Annotated in this window: 15 protein-coding genes; 9 read left to right on the top strand and 6 right to left on the bottom strand. The window is 66.4% G+C overall.

The window, feature by feature from the left end:
* Positions 1 to 195, top strand: a complete 195-nt coding sequence (lysC, locus tag FHR22_RS12985; RefSeq protein ID WP_166943345.1) for an Rz1-like lysis system protein LysC — start codon at positions 1 to 3, stop codon at positions 193 to 195.
* Here lysC and FHR22_RS12990 read toward each other — a convergent pair.
* The 4 genes from FHR22_RS12990 to FHR22_RS13005 are packed head-to-tail and all read right to left on the bottom strand — an operon-like array spanning position 188 to position 1,922.
* A complete protein-coding gene (locus FHR22_RS12990; RefSeq protein WP_166943348.1) occupies positions 188 to 853 on the bottom strand; it encodes an SOS response-associated peptidase in 666 nt (221 codons plus the stop codon). The two genes, lysC and FHR22_RS12990, sit on opposite strands and share 8 nt — an antisense overlap.
* 19 nt (positions 854 to 872) lie before the next feature.
* Positions 873 to 1,382: an SOS response-associated peptidase family protein gene (locus FHR22_RS12995; RefSeq protein WP_166943351.1), complete on the bottom strand. Its 510-nt coding sequence runs from the start codon at positions 1,380 to 1,382 to the stop codon at positions 873 to 875.
* Between the two features lie 11 nt (positions 1,383 to 1,393).
* Positions 1,394 to 1,723, bottom strand: coding sequence for a hypothetical protein (locus FHR22_RS13000; RefSeq protein WP_166943354.1), 330 nt, complete (start codon positions 1,721 to 1,723; stop codon positions 1,394 to 1,396).
* A gap of 1 nt (position 1,724) precedes the next feature.
* Complete coding sequence (locus tag FHR22_RS13005) at positions 1,725 to 1,922, bottom strand: DUF6771 family protein (RefSeq protein ID WP_243853717.1); 198 nt, start codon at positions 1,920 to 1,922, stop codon at positions 1,725 to 1,727.
* Positions 1,923 to 2,194: 272 nt separating this feature from the next.
* Here FHR22_RS13005 and FHR22_RS13010 point away from each other — a divergent pair, with 272 nt between their 5' ends.
* From FHR22_RS13010 to FHR22_RS13040, 7 genes are all read left to right on the top strand, one after another.
* Positions 2,195 to 3,163, top strand: coding sequence for a cation diffusion facilitator family transporter (locus FHR22_RS13010; RefSeq protein WP_166943357.1), 969 nt, complete (start codon positions 2,195 to 2,197; stop codon positions 3,161 to 3,163).
* A 181-nt stretch (positions 3,164 to 3,344) separates the two neighbouring features.
* Positions 3,345 to 4,100, top strand: a complete 756-nt coding sequence (locus tag FHR22_RS13015; RefSeq protein ID WP_166943360.1) for a helix-turn-helix domain-containing protein — start codon at positions 3,345 to 3,347, stop codon at positions 4,098 to 4,100.
* A 24-nt stretch (positions 4,101 to 4,124) separates the two neighbouring features.
* A complete protein-coding gene (locus tag FHR22_RS13020) occupies positions 4,125 to 4,505 on the top strand; it encodes an OsmC family protein (protein WP_166943363.1) in 381 nt (126 codons plus the stop codon).
* Between the two features lie 84 nt (positions 4,506 to 4,589).
* Positions 4,590 to 5,201, top strand: coding sequence for a TetR/AcrR family transcriptional regulator (locus FHR22_RS13025; protein WP_166943366.1), 612 nt, complete (start codon positions 4,590 to 4,592; stop codon positions 5,199 to 5,201).
* Positions 5,202 to 5,607: 406 nt separating this feature from the next.
* The gene (locus tag FHR22_RS13030) at positions 5,608 to 6,876 is read left to right on the top strand and encodes an efflux RND transporter periplasmic adaptor subunit (protein WP_166943369.1); all 1,269 of its coding nucleotides are present in this window, start codon (positions 5,608 to 5,610) and stop codon (positions 6,874 to 6,876) included.
* 117 nt (positions 6,877 to 6,993) lie between these two features.
* On the top strand, positions 6,994 to 10,182 hold the full coding sequence (locus FHR22_RS13035) for an efflux RND transporter permease subunit (protein WP_166943373.1): 3,189 nt from the start codon (positions 6,994 to 6,996) through the stop codon (positions 10,180 to 10,182).
* A 135-nt stretch (positions 10,183 to 10,317) separates the two neighbouring features.
* Complete coding sequence (locus FHR22_RS13040; RefSeq protein WP_166943376.1) at positions 10,318 to 11,727, top strand: efflux transporter outer membrane subunit; 1,410 nt, start codon at positions 10,318 to 10,320, stop codon at positions 11,725 to 11,727.
* A gap of 4 nt (positions 11,728 to 11,731) precedes the next feature.
* On the opposite strand, the gene FHR22_RS13045 is transcribed toward FHR22_RS13040, so the two are convergent.
* Both FHR22_RS13045 and FHR22_RS13050 read right to left on the bottom strand, forming a co-directional pair.
* Positions 11,732 to 13,117, bottom strand: coding sequence for an aminotransferase-like domain-containing protein (locus tag FHR22_RS13045; RefSeq protein WP_166943379.1), 1,386 nt, complete (start codon positions 13,115 to 13,117; stop codon positions 11,732 to 11,734).
* Positions 13,107 to 13,538, bottom strand: a complete 432-nt coding sequence (locus tag FHR22_RS13050; RefSeq protein ID WP_166943382.1) for a DUF983 domain-containing protein — start codon at positions 13,536 to 13,538, stop codon at positions 13,107 to 13,109. Before FHR22_RS13050 ends, FHR22_RS13045 begins: the two co-directional genes overlap by 11 nt.
* Before the next feature lie 305 nt (positions 13,539 to 13,843).
* On the opposite strand from FHR22_RS13050, the gene FHR22_RS13055 reads away from it, so the two are divergent.
* Positions 13,844 to 15,175: a PAS domain-containing protein gene (locus tag FHR22_RS13055; protein WP_166943930.1), complete on the top strand. Its 1,332-nt coding sequence runs from the start codon at positions 13,844 to 13,846 to the stop codon at positions 15,173 to 15,175.
* The last annotated feature ends 95 nt before the right edge of the window (positions 15,176 to 15,270 follow it).

Consider the following 15,270-nt stretch of genomic DNA (forward strand, 5'->3'; position numbering starts at 1 on the left):
GTGCGGGTGCCGGTCTATGCCGGATTGCCCGCCGAGATGCTGGCGCCGTGCGTCGTCCAGGACGTGCAGCTGGTGACGACCGGCGACATCGTGGTCAGCCGCAATCGATATGTCGAGGCGTTTCAGAAGTGCGCGGCAAAGGTCGATGCGATCCGCAAGCATGATGCGGAGGCGCGGGTAGCGCCCGCTAAATAAGGCCCGGTTGGACGCTTGGCTTCGGCGGTCGCGGGGCGGTCCATGGTTCGGCGGTACGATCGACCAGCAGGCGGTCGGCGGGATATTGGGTCGCCAGCTCCATCGCTTCGTCGGCGGGCGCGGACAGCCAGGCATCGTAATCGTCGGGGTGCAGGATGACGGGCATGCGATCATGAATGGCGAGCATGCGTTCGTCGGTCGCGTCGACCATCACCATCGAATGGCAATTGCCGAATTCGTCGGTCGGGCGCCATATTCCGGCGCAAGCCGCGATCGGTTGATCGGCGATGCTGATCCATGCGCGCGTCATATGCCTCTTTTCTCCCACGGCTTCGCAAAAGGCGGTGATCGGAATCAGACAGCGGTGCGCCGGATCCAGAAACCATGGCCGCCATAGCCCCTTTGGCGCCAGCAGCTTGTCGTCGCGGGCGTTGTTGACCGCCAGCGGCTTGCTGGTCGGCTTCATGCCGGCGGGGCGAAAGGGAAAGCCCCAGTGCATCGCCTCCAACACCCGCTCGCCGGCGTCGTCGCGCACGACGAAACCCATGCCGCCCTTCCACACCTCGCCCGGCCCGGCGTTAGTCGGCTTTTTCCGCCTTGCCTTGAAATGGGCGGCGACCACGTCGACCGCGACGTCGCTGCGGATCAGGTTGCACATCGGCGGCTCCCGGTTCGGGCTATAGCGCCAGGCTGGATTGCACCGGCGGGCCCTTCACGATGAAGCTATTCTTGGGGAAGGGGCGCAAGATGTCCAGCGGGTCGCGGGTCTGGTCCATCCAGTCGTCCCAGTCGTCGGGGTGGACGACCGCGACATGGCGATCCTTATAGGGCGCGAGATCGGGATAGGCGGGCACCGTCAGCGCGGCGAAGCTGTCGGGCCAGTCGCGATGGCCGCCGCGGGGGCGCCAGACGCCGGCAATGCAAAAGAAAGGTTCGTCGGTGATCAGTCGGGCGCGGTAATGTGCGCCACCGCCCTCGCGCTGCATGCCGAATTCGGTGGCGATGATCAGGCACGGCCGATCGATGCGCGCGCGTTCGGATTGCAGCAACGCGATTTTTTTGATGCCGGGATCGTTCGACGGCAGGCCCCAATACATCGAAATCGGTTCATCGATCGCGGCGTGCATCACCATATGCCGGCGGCCCGGGCCATCCAGCGAGGGATCGAGGTCAATGGCGTCGTTCATGACGTTCACTCCTATGATCGGAAGCGACGAAGCGCGTTTTTCCACACCCTCTCTTCGGGTTCCGGTAGCCGAATATCGGCGGTGCTTTCCGCGACCAGCACGATGCGCACCGGCGTGACGCGGCGCCCGATCCGCCCGGCGCAGGCGCGGCACCAAAAGCGTCGCCGCGCATCGCGCAGATGATCGTTCCACCCCCGCTTTTCGAAATGCCACCACAGCCCGTGCGGGCTGAAGGTCGCGCTATGGCCGCAGCGACAGACCGGCTTGACGGCATAATGCCATGCCGCGGCCTCGAATATATGCGTCGCGCGGCGCAGGCCGTCCCTGGTGTTGACGGACACGTCACAGAGACAAAGCCAGCTGCGCCGGATCGGCGGGCTGGCCCTTTCCTTCAAGATGGTCGGCGATCGATTGCGCCAGCTCGCGCAGCGACTGGCGGCGCTGATGTTCGGCGGGCGAAGTCAGGCCGACGCGTGCCCAGCCGGGCGCGTCGAGAATCGCATTTTCGATAATCTGGGGGTCGAGTCGTTCCATGCGCATATGAGAACGCAAGGAGAACAAAATTGCAAGTGGGGTTAGACATTGAATGTGGGACGCCGCAGGAAAGCGTGGGTGAAGCTGAGGCGGTTAGACGCTGAAGACGCGCAGGAAAACGTAATTATGGGAGCCCGGCTCGGGCCTCCAGCTTTCCCGAATCCTTGAGATGCCGACGGCGAACGCTGCTGTCGGCTTTATATGCTGCCCGCGAAAGGGAACTCCCGCTCCCGTCGGCGCTTCTCTCCATGAAGCCATGTTCGACCAACGGAAGTGCCATGCCGCAAGCCTCCGTCCTTCGCCACGTCAAGGCGAACATCGTGCTGTACGGCGCGCTGTTCGCGAACCTTGGCATCGCGATCGCCAAATTCTTCGCGGCGGCGGTCAGCGGCTCGTCGTCGATGCTCACCGAAGGCGTGCATTCGCTCGTCGATAGCGGCAACCAGTTGCTGCTGCTCTATGGGCAGGCGCGCGCGCGGCGGCCGGCCGATCGCTTCCACCCCTTTGGATATGGCCGTGAGCTCTATTTCTGGGCGTTCGTCGTCGCGATCCTGATCTTCGCGGTCGGCGCGGGCGTCTCGCTTTACGAGGGATGGCGCCATCTCGCCGATCCCGAACCGCTGCGCGATCCGACGATAAACTATGTCGTGCTCGGCATCGCGGCGCTGCTCGAGGGCACATCGTGGGGAATCGCGGTGCGCGAATTCAACGGCGCGCGCGGCGGGCTCGGCTGGTGGACGGCGGTCAAGCGTTCGAAGGATCCCGCGGGTTTCATCGTCCTGTTCGAAGATAGTGCCGCGCTGCTTGGTCTGGCCATCGCCGGCACCGGTATCTGGGTGAGCCATTGGACCGGCGATCCGCGCTTCGACGGTTATGCGTCGCTGGCGATCGGGGGCATATTGGCCGCGGTCGCGGTGCTGCTCGCGCGCGAGGCGAAGGGCTTGCTCATCGGCGAAAGCGCCGACCCCGAGCTGGTTTGCGCAATCTGGGACCTGCTGGAACAGCGCCCCCAAATCACCGCCGTCAACCATGTCCGGACGATCCACACCGCACCCGAGGCGGTGTTCGTCGCCGTCAGCGCCGATTTCGACGACGATCTTTTGATGGGCGATGCCGAAAGCCTCATCGAAATCATGGAAGCGGAACTGAAGGCGGCCGACAGCCGGATCACCTCAATCTATATCCGGCCGGAAAAGCAGGCCGACGCGGTGGTTTATTCCAGGCCGCGGCGCCGCACCGTCCTTTGATGCGCGCAAAGCGGCTGGATAAGCACTTCTCCCGCTTCTCTCCCGCCGACCGCCATGGTGAATTCGGACCAAAAGCTAGCGGGTCGTTGCCGTCGATTGATCTGATCGCGAGATTCCGGCATTCATGCAGAGTCGCATTCTTTTCCGGCGGCGCGACAGCCGGGACCTGTGAACCATCGCCATGAACAGCAAGCTTTCCGTCGTCATCTCCCCCGCCTTCACGAGTTTCGTCGGGCGGGGCCCCTGCGACCCGGGCAAGCTGCCGCCCGAGGCCGTGATCATGGGTTTCGGGGATATCGGCGAACCGGCGGTCATGATGCTCGCCCCCGCCGATCTGGGAGAGGGCGCCAAGGACCATCTGATCGTCTTCGCGATCAGCGAAAGCGAATGCCAGCGCCTGTTCGGCCTGCTGCCCAAGGATGGCGGCCGCTGGTACCTGCCCGCCAATCTGCGCGGACTGGGGCGCGCCGTCGTTGCGGTCGAGGGCGGCGGCGCAGTTCCCGAGATGCTGCGCGTCGCAAGGAGCATGGAACTGCTGTGTCAGCTCTTCGCCGCGCTCCAGGCGAACGATATGGTCGAAGTTGGCGGCGTCACGACGCTCAGCGAGCAGGACATCACGCGCATCGCGGCGGCGCATCAGATGGTGAACGAGCGCTGGCAGGAAAAGCTGACCGTCGGCAACGTCGCGCGCCGGTGCGGCCTCAGCAAGGCCAAGCTGACCTATGGTTTTCGCGAACTCTACCAATGCACCGTGCCCGAGGCGGTCAGCGAACGCCGGCTGGAGCATGCCAAGCGGCTGCTGGCGCAAAGCGACCTGCCGATTTCGAGTATCGGTTATCGCTGCGGCTATATGAGCAATGCCAGCTTCACGCGCGCCTTCGCGCGGCGCTTTGGTATGGCTCCGACCGAGATGCGGCGGCTCGAAACCACGGCGTAACACCTACCCGGAAAGGAGACGGACATGGCCCAGGGCACCGCGCGGATCGGCAACGACCATTATCGCACCGAAATCAGCGTTGGCGGTCACGCCATCACCGCCGATGAACCCGCTGCGCTCGGCGGGCGGGGAGCGGGGCCCGCGCCCTATGACCTGCTGCTCGCCAGTCTTGGCGCCTGCACTGCGATCACGCTGCGCATGTATGCCGACCGCAAGGGCTGGCCGATGGAATCGGTCGAGGTCGCCCTGCGCCTGCACGGCAAGGACGAACGGCGGATCGACCGGGTGCTGACGATCGCCGGCCTCGACGACGAGCAGATGGCCCGGATGGCCGACATTGCCGAGCGCACGCCGGTGACGCTGACGCTGAAGAACGGCCTGCCCATCGACACGCGGCTGGCCTGATCCTCCCTATCGCGCAGCGACGGCGCGGATCGAAGAAGCGCACCACTGGACAAAGTGTCCCAGGCTACATATATACCGTCCGTTATGGAACTCGATTCCCTCCCCGCCGTCAAAGGGCGCCCGCGTGAATTCTGCGTCGATGCCGCGCTCGCGGCGGCGCTTCGCGTGTTCTGGAGCAAGGGGTATGAGGGCGCGTCGATGGCCGACCTCACCGACGCGATGGGGATCACCAAGCCCAGCCTCTACGCCGCTTTCGGCAACAAGGAGGCGCTCTTCAACAAGGCGCTCGACCTCTATGAGCGCGAAAAGGCCGATTATATGCACGCGGCGCTCGACGCGCCGACCGCGCGCGGCGTCGCCGAACGGCTGATGTACGGCGCGCTCGACATGTATGCTTGTCCCGAGAATCCGAACGGGTGCCTGGGCGTGATCAGTTCGGTCGCCTGCGGCGCCGAGGCCGAATGCATTCGCGAAGCCGTCGTTGCGCGCGGTGCGGCGGCGAAACGCGCGATGCTCGAACGCTTCGCGCGTGCGGCGGAAGAGGGCGATTTTCCCGAGGGCACCGATCCCCAGGGGCTCGCGTCCTTCCTGACCGCGGTGAACCAGGGGATGGCCGTACAGGCCGGCGCAGGTGCGACGCGCGCCGAACTTGAACGGCTGGTCGAAACCAGCCTGAAGCTGTGGCCGGGGCGCTGATAGAAATATTTTACTGCCCGGTACAATATGGTCTTGACGCAGCGCAACATTGATTATATACCAATCAGTACATAAAAATAGGAATAGATGACCGGCATCGGGGGGCGTTTCTGTAGCGCTCATCCGGACAAGCAAGGTCGCGTTCGAAAGGAAACAGTCTCTCCCCGACCGGCCGCCGCACCCCGTCCGTGCGGCGGCCGGGAAGAATAGCTCCGCCTACCCCACCGGGGGCGGTTTCAGATCCGACAGAAAATCAACAACCGGCAGCCGCGATGAAGCGGCTGTCCAGGGAGGGCGGCGCTTTGCCGCTTCTCGACAAGGGATGACCCGATCCGGCCCGGAAGATGTGCTTCCGGGATCGGGTGCGTGTGCCCGATCGACCGAACAAAAAAGAAGAGGCCCAGCGATGACCGTTCACACCCCGATCGAAAAATTCGATCCCGCCGATGCCAAGGTCCGCCGCGACCTGAAAGAATTGCTCCACCCCGGACGCGGGCGCCGCGCCGCGTGGATCGGCGCGCTGCTTGTCCTGATCGCGGGCGCCTGGTGGCTGCTCGGCGACCGGACCCCGCAAGCCGCGGCGGCGCCTGCGCCGGTGCTGACCGTCGCCGCGCCGCTGTCGCGCCAGATCACCGAATGGGACGATTATATCGGCCGCTTCGAGGCGAGCAAATCGGTCGAGGTGCGCCCGCGCGTCTCGGGCGCGATCACCGCGATCCACTTCACCGACGGCCAGATCGTTCGCCAGGGCCAGGCGCTGTTCACCATCGATCCGCGCCCCTATCGCGCTGCGCTCGCCGAAGCGCGGGCGTCGGCGGCAAGCGCGCGCAGCGACCTTGCGCTCGCGCAGCTCGAACTCGAACGCGCCGGCCGGCTCGTCGATATCGAGGCGGTGTCGCAGAGCGAGATCGATCGGCTGCGGGCGCGCGTCCGCGCCGCCAACGCCGCGCTCGCCGGCGCCGATGCCCGCATCGCTGCGCGCGCGCTCGACGTCGAATTCACCACCGTCCGCGCACCGCTCAGCGGCCGTATTTCGGACCGGCAGATCGACGCGGGCAACCTCGTCTCGGCGGGCGACGCCGGCGGGACCCTGCTGACCACGATCAACGCGCTCGATCCGATCTATTTCAGCTTCCAGGGCTCCGAAGCCCTGTTCCTGAAGGCCAAGCGCGCGGCCGCCGAAAAGGGCTCGACGGTCGAGGTGCGGTTGCAGGACGAAGGCGATTATCGCTGGAAAGGCCAGCTCGATTTCACCGATAACGGGCTCGACCCGCGCTCGGGGACGATCCGCGCCCGCGCCCGCTTCGCCAACCCCGACATGTTCCTGACCCCCGGCCTGTTCGGCAACATGCGGCTGTCGACCGGCGCGACGGTGCAGGCGCTGCTCGTCCCCGCCGCCGCGGTGCAGACCGATCAGGCGCGCAAGATCGTCTATGTCGTCGGCAAGGACGGCATGGTTGCCGCCAAGCCGGTCGAGCTTGGCCCCGAAGTCGACGGCCTGCGCGTCATCCGCGCCGGGCTCGCCGCGACCGACCGCGTCGTGATCACCGGTTATCAGTTCGCGCGGCCCGGCGAGAAGGCGGCAACCAAGCCCGGCCGGATCGCGGCCACGGCGGAGAAGAAAGCCGCATCGGCCAGCGAACCGCTGTCGGCGCAGGCGACCTTCGCGAAGTGAGTTGAAACAGCCCCTCGCCTGCGGGTGAGGGGCCGGGGTGGGGGCCTGCGGCTACCCGCAAAGGCCAGCGGCCCCCGCCCCATAAATTCGAAATCATCTTAGAACAGGGGCTCTCCCATGCGCCTATCGCGTTTCTTCATCGACCGGCCGATCTTCGCGGCGGTTCTCGCGGTGATCATCACCATCGTCGGGGCGGTCGCCTATATCGGGCTTCCCGTCTCGCAATATCCCGACATCGTCCCGCCGACGGTGACGGTCACCGCCAGCTACCCCGGCGCGTCGGCCGAAACCGTCGCCGACACGGTGGCGGCGCCGATCGAACAGGAAATCAACGGCGTCGACAACATGCTTTATATGAGCAGCCAGTCGACCGGCGACGGCGCGGTGACGATCACCGTGACCTTCAAGATCGGCACCGACCTCGATGCCGCGCAGGTGCTGGTGCAGAACCGCGTCGCGATCGCGACCCCGCGCCTGCCCGAAACGGTGCAGCGGCTGGGCGTCGTGACGCGCAAGACGTCGCCCGACTTCCTGCTGATCGTCAACCTCGTCTCGCCCGACAAGTCGCTCGATCGCGCCTATATCTCCAACTATGCGCTGACCCAGCTGCGCGACCGGCTGTCGCGTATCGACGGCGTCGGCGACGTGCGGCTGTTCGGCAGCCGCGACTATGCGATGCGTGTGTGGATCGACCCCGGCCGCGCCGCGGCGCTCGATCTGACCGCGGGCGAGATCGTCGCCGCGCTGCGCCGCGAAAATGTCCAGGTCGCCGCCGGCTCGCTCGGCCAGCCGCCCTATGCCAATGGCAGCAGCTTTCAGTTGAACGTCGAAACGCAGGGCCGCCTGGCCGATCCCAAGGATTTTGCCAATATCGTCATCCGCAGCGACGCCGAGGGCCGGCAGGTCCGGGTGTCCGACGTCGCGCGCGTCGAACTCGGCGCGTCGGACTATAATTCGAACACCTATTTGTCGGGCGATCCGACGGTGATCCTTGCCACCTTCCAGCGCCCGGGATCGAATGCGCTCGCCGCCGCGCAGGCGGTCGAGGCCGAAATGCAGGCAGCGTCGAAAAGCTTCCCCAAGGGACTCGAATATCGCGTCATCTACAATCCCACCGAATTCATCGCCCAGTCGATCGATGCGGTGATGGACACCTTGTTCGAAGCCGTCGTGCTCGTCGTCATCGTCATCCTCGTTTTCCTCCAGAAATGGCGCGCGGCGGTCATCCCCGTGCTCGCGATCCCGGTGTCCCTGATCGGGACCTTCGCGGTCCTCGCCGGGCTTGGCTACAGCCTCAACAACCTGTCGCTGTTCGGCATGGTGCTGGCGATCGGGATCGTCGTCGATGACGCCATCGTCGTCGTCGAGAATGTCGAGCGCAATCTCGAAAAGGGGATGAGCGCATTGGAAGCGGCGCGCACGTCGATGGACGAAGTGTCGGGGGCCTTGGTTGCGATCGTCCTCGTGCTGTGCGCGGTGTTCGTGCCGACCTTGTTCCTCACCGGCCTGTCGGGCGCCTTCTACCAGCAGTTCGCGGTCACCATCTCGACCGCGACGATCATCTCGCTCGTCCTGTCGCTCACCCTGTCGCCCGCGCTGGCGGCGATCCTGCTCCGGCCGCATGCGGCACCGGCAGGCGAAGGCCGCGGCATGCAGTTCGTCCGCCGCGCCGGCGATGCGTTCAACCGCGCTTTCGATCGCATGGGCGACGCCTATGCGGCGCTCACCGCGCGGCTGGTGCGCGCGCCGAAGAAGGTGATGGCAACCTATGTCGGGCTGATCGCGGCCACCGTTGCCTTGTTCTGGGCGACCCCGACCGGCTTCATTCCGGCGCAGGACCAGGGCTATTTCCTCGTCGTCGCCAAGCTGCCCTCGGGCGCCTCGGTCGAACGCACCGATGCGGTGCTCCAAAAGGTCGCCCAGCGCGTGCTGCCGGTCGACGGTGTGCTCGGTTCGGTGATGCTCGCGGGCTTCGACGGCCCGTCGCAGACGCTCGCGCCCAATTCGGCGGCCGCCTATTTCCCGCTCAAGAGCTTTGCCGAACGCAAGAAACTGGGTGTCACCTTGCAGGACATCATGGGGGAAGCGCAAAAGCGCACCGCCGACATCACCGAGGCGCAGATCGTCATCATCCCGCCGCCGCTGATCCAGGGGATCGGCACCGCGGGCGGCTACCGGATGATCGTGCAGGACCGCGGCGGCCACGGTTATGCCGAACTGGCGAAGGAAGTGAACGGCCTGATCGGCAAGGCGAACCAGACGCCGGGCCTTGCCAATGTCTTCACCTTCTTCGACCCCAGCAACCCGCGCATCTATGCCGATATCGACCGCGCCAAGGCGAACGCGCTCGGCGTCCCCGCCGACCGGGTGTTCGAAGCCTTGCAGGTCTATCTGGGATCGGCGTTCGTCAACGACTTCAACCTGCTCGGCCGCACCTACCGCGTCACCGCGCAGGCCGATGCGCCCTATCGCCAGACGGTCGCCGATATCGCGAACCTCAGAACCCGGTCGAATTCGGGCGCGATGGTGCCGATCGGGTCGGTCGCCAATTTCGAGGACCGCACCGGGCCGTATCGCGTCACGCGCTATAACCTGTTCCCCGCGGTCGAGGTCGATGGCGACACCGCCCCCGGGTCATCGTCCGGCGCATCGCTGACGACGATGGAGAAGGTGGCCACTGAAACGCTGCCCGCCGGCTATGGCACCGAATGGACCGGCATCGCGTTCCAGCAGAAGGCGGCGGCGAACACCGCGGGTATCGTCTTTGCGCTCGCGGTATTGTTCGTCTTCCTCGTGTTGGCCGCACAATATGAAAGCCTGACCTTGCCGCTGGCGATCATCTTGATCGTGCCGATGTGCCTGCTTGCGGCGATGGCGGGGGTCAATCTGCGCGGCATGGACAATAATGTCCTGACGCAGATCGGGCTGGTCGTGCTCATCGCGCTCGCGGCGAAGAATGCGATCCTGATCGTCGAATTCGCCAAGCAGGCGGAGGAACAGGACGGGCTGTCGCCGGTCGAGGCGGCGGTGCGCGCGGCGCGCGACCGCTTGCGCCCGATCCTGATGACCAGCTTTGCCTTCATCCTCGGCGCGGTGCCGCTGCTGATCGCGAGCGGGGCGGGGGCGGAACTGCGCCAGGCGCTCGGCACCGCCGTCTTCTTCGGCATGCTCGGCGTGACGGCGTTCGGCCTCATCTTCACCCCGACCTTCTACGTCGTCTGCCGCGCGCTCGGCGAATGGTTCGCCGCACGGCGGCGGGGTGGATCCGACGACCATGGCGCGGCGCTGCCCGTGCCGGCGGAGTGATGAGTGAACCACATCATTTCCGTGTACCCCCGCGAAGGCGGGGGTCCATCTCCGGAAGGTGCAAAATTGCACCGGTGGGAGATGGGTCCCCGCCTTCGCGGGGACACGGGGCCTTTTGAATTCAGGAGAAACCTCATGACCCTCCGCAACATCCTCGCCGCCGCATCGGCGCTCGCGCTCGCCGCTTGTGCCGTCGGCCCCGACTATAAGGCGCCGCAGTCCGCGTCGGCGCCTGCCGCGACCGGTCCGTTCCTCTCGGCAAGCAGTCCCGCCGTGAGCCTCGATCCGGTCGCGGCCGACTGGTGGCGGCTGTACAACGACCCCGTGCTCGACGGGCTTGTCGCCGACGCGCTGTCCGCGAACACCGACGTCCGCGTCGCGGTTGCCAATATCGCGAAGGCGCGCGCCTCCTTGCGCGGCGCGCGCGCCGACCGGCTGCCGCAGGGCGAGATCGGTGCCGGCGCCGATTACGGCCGCAGCCCCGAGGGGCAGCGCCTCCCCGGCGCGACCCGCGAAGACTGGAACGTCGATGTCGGATTGAACGTCGCCTATGAGGTCGACCTGTTCGGGCGCGTCGACCGCTCGGTCGAGGCGGCGCGCGGCGATAGCGAAGCCGCCGAGGCCGACGCCGATGCGGTGCGCGTGATGGTCGTCTCCGACACGACGCTCGCCTATGCCGATGCCGCGTCGGGCGCGGCGCGGCTGGACGTCGCGCGGCACATCGTCGAATTGCTCGACCAGCAGGTCAGGCTGACCGAGCGGCGCAAGGAAGCGGGGCTCGCAACCGGCCTCGATCTTGCCCGCATCACGACGCTGCGCGACCAGCGCGCCGCGGATATTCCCGACATCGAGGCCGACCGGCAGGCGGCATTATTTCGTCTCGCAACGCTTACCGGCCGCCCCCCCGCGGCGTTGCCGACGATCGCCGCCGACCGCAACATCAGCCTCGAGATCACCGACCCGATCCCGGTCGGTGACGGGGCGGCGCTGCTGAAGCGCCGCCCCGACGTCCGCGCCGCCGAACGGCGGCTGGCCGCCGATACGGCGCGCATCGGGGTCGCGACCGCCGACCTCTATCCGCGCATCACGCTCGGCGGCTCGGTCGGTTCGACGGGGTCGGGTTTCGGCGACGTCTTTGGCGGCGGGCCGCTGCGCTGGCTGCTCGGGCCGCTGCTCAACTGGGCTTTCCCGAACCAGGAGCCCGCGCGCGCGCGTATCGCGTCGGCCGAGGCCGAGACGCAGGCGTCGCTCGCGCGCTTCGACGGCACCGTGCTGCGCGCGATCGAGGAAACCGAGACGGCGCTGTCGTCCTACGCCCGCTCGCTCGACCGGCGGCAGGCGCTGCGCGCGGCGCGCGACCAGTCCGAACGCGCGGCGCGGATCGTGCGCGCGAAGCGGGCCGAGGGCGCCTCCGATTCGCTCGAATGGCTCGACGCCGAACGCACCTTCGCCGAGGCCGAGGGCGTGCTCGCGGCACAGGATGCACAAATCTCGCGCCGCCAGATCGCGCTGTTCCGCGCGCTTGCGGGCGGGTGGTCGAGCTGAATGCTCAGATCACCGGCTGCGCCTGTGCGGCCGGTGATCTGAGATGCCCATCGAGCGTGCGCAGTCCGCGCGCCAGAATGGAATGGTCGATCGCGCCGCCGAGCGAAACGCGGAGCGCCTTTGGCGCGCCCCCGGCCACCGCGAAACGGTCCGATGTCACCGCCGACAGCCCTTCAAGATTGAGGGCCGCGGCCAGCACTTCGGGCGCAAGGCCGGGGCCCAGCGGCAGCCAGAGGTGATAGCCCTCGGGATGCGCCGCGCAGGGCGCGTCGCCGAGCATCGTTCCCGCGAGCCGCTGGCGCCACGCCGCCTCCTTGCGGACCGCGCTGACCAGGCGGTCGAAGCTGCCGTCGGTGAGCCAGAGCGAGACCATCGCGGCGTTGACCGGCGGTGCCATCACCGCGCTTTCATGCTGGCACGCCGCGAGCTGCATCGCCTGCGTCACGCCGGGGGCGCGGACGAAAGCGACGCGCAGCGCGGGCGAAATTACCTTGGCCATGCTGGCGATATACCAGCCCATATCGGGGGCGAAGCTGGTGATCGCGGGCAGCGGCTTTTCGGGGAGCAGGCCATAGGCGTCGTCTTCGATGATCTGGACCCCGGCATCCCGCGCCCATGCCGCGATCGCCGCGCGATCACTGGCGCCGATCGTGTGTGCGGTCGGGTTGTCGTTGGTCGGGACGATATAGAGCGCGCGCAGCGGCGCCGCGTCATGCGCCGTCGCGAGCGCGGCGGGGGTCAGGTCGGCCAAGGGGATGAGGGTGAAGCCGATCCGCCGCGCCAGAGCCTGGAAACCCGGATAGAGATATTGCCCGCACGCCACGCGGTCGCCAGGGCGGAGCAGGCTCGACGCGATCGCGTGCAGGGCATTTTGCCCGCCCGCGGTCACGACCATTTGTTCGGAATCCGATGCCAAGCCAACCCGCGCGAGCAGGTCGGCGCCGGTCTCGCGGTCCGCCGCCGCGCCGCCGGGACGCTGATAATGAAGCCGCGCAAGATCGCCCGACCGCGTCAGCGCGGTCATCGCCGCCGCCATCGCTTCGGGCAGTCCTGCTTCGACCGGGATCGGCGGGCTGTTCATCATGACGTCGGTCTGCGCCGCGGTCGCTGCGGCGGCGCCCCGTGCCTGCGGCCCGATGAAACTTCCCGCGCGCCCGCGCGCGACGATCAGCCCGCGCTGGCGCGCGAGGTCATAACCCTTGGTGACGGTGGTCAGGTCGATGCCGAGTTGCGCCGCCAGTTCGCGCTGTGGCGGCAGGCGGTCGCCATGGTGCAGCCGGCCGCGCGCGATGTCGGCGGCGATGGCCGCCGCGACGGCGCGATATTTCGGCCCCGCGTCGGCCGACAGGTCGGGCAGCCAGCTCCCGCTTGCCCGCGCGTCACTTCCCATGCAGCTTGTCCGCCTCCTCGCGCGCGTGCAGCTTGGCCCACAAATGCTCGGTCCCCGATTCCTGCGCCTTGTTCACATATTGCGAAGCGACGAGCCAGCCCTTGATCGGGCGGAGCGGCAGGACGCAGCCGACGATCATCAGCGGGATCGAAAAGACGAGGTGAACCCACATCGGCGGATCGAAGGCGATCTCGAGCCAGAGGACGAGGAACGTCAGCGGAAAGGCGATGAAGCATTGCGAGAAAAAGGCCGGACCGTCGTCGGGTGCAGCAAAGCGATAATCGAGCCCGCAATGATCGCAGCGATCGGACAGTTTCAGCCACGACCGGAACATCCGACCCTCCCCGCATTCGGGACAGCGGCCGTGCCATCCCGTCTGCAATATCCAGCGCAGCTTCTCGTTGCCCATCTTGTCGAACATCGTCCTGCCTCTTCCATGGCATGCAATATGCCATACATAGAGTTGATTTCATGGAAGTCCAGAGGGTGATATTTCTGATAATATATGTTAAAAACAATGAATTAATAAATGGAAGGTGATATTGCATGGATATTTTCCGATATAAATACCATGCATTTATAGGAATGGATATCGACTCACTTGCCTGGTGAGGGAGGGGCGCGGCTCGCAATCTGCCGCCTCACCGGTCCGCGGCGCATCGTTTACGCCGCTTTTACCAGTCCTGTTGCATGGTGTTTACCAATGTTTGCGACTGGGGATGAATGATGGACAGCATGCGCGGACTGCTTTCGGGCAGTCACGATCAGGATGATGGCGCGATCGATGCCCCTGTCGCCGTCGGTGTCGACGAACGGCGGATGCAGGTGCGCGCCTATAATTACTGGGCGTCGCTGCTGGCCGACCGCGCCTATCCGTCGGTCGAGGATCTCGATCTCGCCAATGTAGGCGATTTCGGGCCGCATTCGGTGCTTCTCGATTTCACCACCGGGGTGGAAAACCCGGGCATCGCCTTCATCGGCGACCGGTTGCGCGAGGAATCGCAGATCGACGAGGACGTCCATTATATCAATCAGATACCCGGGCGCTCGCTGCTGTCGCGGCTGACCGACCATTATCTGCAGATCATCGCCAACCGCGCCCCGATCGGCTTCGAGGCCGAATTCGAAAGCGATCGCGGCGTGACGATCATGTACCGCGGCATCCTGCTGCCCTTTTCGTCCGACGGCGACATGATCGACTTCATCCTCGGCGTGATCAACTGGAAGGAAGCGGTCGCCGCCGGCGAGGCCGAAGAATTACAGCACTCGGTCGAGCAATCGCTGCGCAGCGCACCGCCGCTGACCGCGCCCGTCCCGGTGTGGGCCGATGGCCCCGACTCGGGACATATGGACGACGATGCGGCGCCGGGCTTTGCCGGGCTTGGCGACGGCAGCGAATTGCTGTCGGCGCGCGGCAGCGCGGTGCATGCCGACCTTTCGCCCGCCGGCCCGGACGAGGAAGCCGAACTCGCCGACTGGCTCGCGCTGGCGCGCGAAACCGCCGATCGCGCGAATGTCGCCGATAGCCGCAGCCGCAGCGCGCTCTATCAGGCGGTCGGGCAGGCGTGGGATTTCGCGCTCGTCGCGGAACGCCAGCCCGAAGCCTTTGCCGCGCTGCTCGAAGATGCTGGGCTGAAGGTGCAGAACCGCGCGCCGATGACGCCGCTGGTCAAGCTGGTCTTCGGCGCCGGTTACGACAAGACGCGGCTTGCCGAATACGCCTGCGTGCTCGGTCACGCCAAGGACGAAGGCGTCGGGCAGGGCGAGCTTGCGGCCTATCTCGATCGCTATTCCGGCGGGCTCAAGGGGCTGGTCAAGGATGTGCGCGCACGGGGGAGGCCCGATGCCGGCGCGGCCGGGAAGAGCGGGTCGACCATCGACACGCTACGCAGCGCGCGCCCCGCAGTCATCCTCGAGCATGATGCGGGGGAGGCGGAATTCGTCGTCCTGATCGCCCGGGCGCTGCCCGGCGGGCAGATCGGAATCGTCGCGCGAGCCGCCGACGATGCGGCGCTCGTCACGCGGCTGGCGCGAAAGGCGAGCCCGATTTCGTCTTGATGTGACGTTTATGTAACAGACGATCAATTTCTTGATATTTATTTTCGCGGGCCGCGGCACAGGGGGTTGAGCCGCGCGCGGCGCGGGCGCATAGG

The sequence above is a fragment of the Sphingopyxis panaciterrae genome (assembly GCF_011762125.1).
Lineage (GTDB): Bacteria > Pseudomonadota > Alphaproteobacteria > Sphingomonadales > Sphingomonadaceae > Sphingopyxis > Sphingopyxis panaciterrae.

Bases quoted from the DNA above. Each gene is read 5' to 3' on its own strand.
- FHR22_RS12990 (WP_166943348.1), bottom strand. From the start codon at position 853: ATGTGCAACCTGATCCGCAGCGACGTCGCGGTCGACGTGGTCGCCGCC.
- FHR22_RS12995 (WP_166943351.1), bottom strand. From the start codon at position 1,382: ATGAACGACGCCATTGACCTCGATCCCTCGCTGGATGGCCCGGGCCGC.
- FHR22_RS13005 (WP_243853717.1), bottom strand. From the start codon at position 1,922: ATGCGCATGGAACGACTCGACCCCCAGATTATCGAAAATGCGATTCTC.
- FHR22_RS13010 (WP_166943357.1), top strand. From the start codon at position 2,195: ATGCCGCAAGCCTCCGTCCTTCGCCACGTCAAGGCGAACATCGTGCTG.
- FHR22_RS13015 (WP_166943360.1), top strand. From the start codon at position 3,345: ATGAACAGCAAGCTTTCCGTCGTCATCTCCCCCGCCTTCACGAGTTTC.
- FHR22_RS13020 (WP_166943363.1), top strand. From the start codon at position 4,125: ATGGCCCAGGGCACCGCGCGGATCGGCAACGACCATTATCGCACCGAA.
- FHR22_RS13025 (WP_166943366.1), top strand. From the start codon at position 4,590: ATGGAACTCGATTCCCTCCCCGCCGTCAAAGGGCGCCCGCGTGAATTC.
- FHR22_RS13030 (WP_166943369.1), top strand. From the start codon at position 5,608: ATGACCGTTCACACCCCGATCGAAAAATTCGATCCCGCCGATGCCAAG.
- FHR22_RS13035 (WP_166943373.1), top strand. From the start codon at position 6,994: ATGCGCCTATCGCGTTTCTTCATCGACCGGCCGATCTTCGCGGCGGTT.
- FHR22_RS13040 (WP_166943376.1), top strand. From the start codon at position 10,318: ATGACCCTCCGCAACATCCTCGCCGCCGCATCGGCGCTCGCGCTCGCC.
- FHR22_RS13045 (WP_166943379.1), bottom strand. From the start codon at position 13,117: ATGGGAAGTGACGCGCGGGCAAGCGGGAGCTGGCTGCCCGACCTGTCG.
- FHR22_RS13050 (WP_166943382.1), bottom strand. From the start codon at position 13,538: ATGTTCGACAAGATGGGCAACGAGAAGCTGCGCTGGATATTGCAGACG.
- FHR22_RS13055 (WP_166943930.1), top strand. From the start codon at position 13,844: ATGGACAGCATGCGCGGACTGCTTTCGGGCAGTCACGATCAGGATGAT.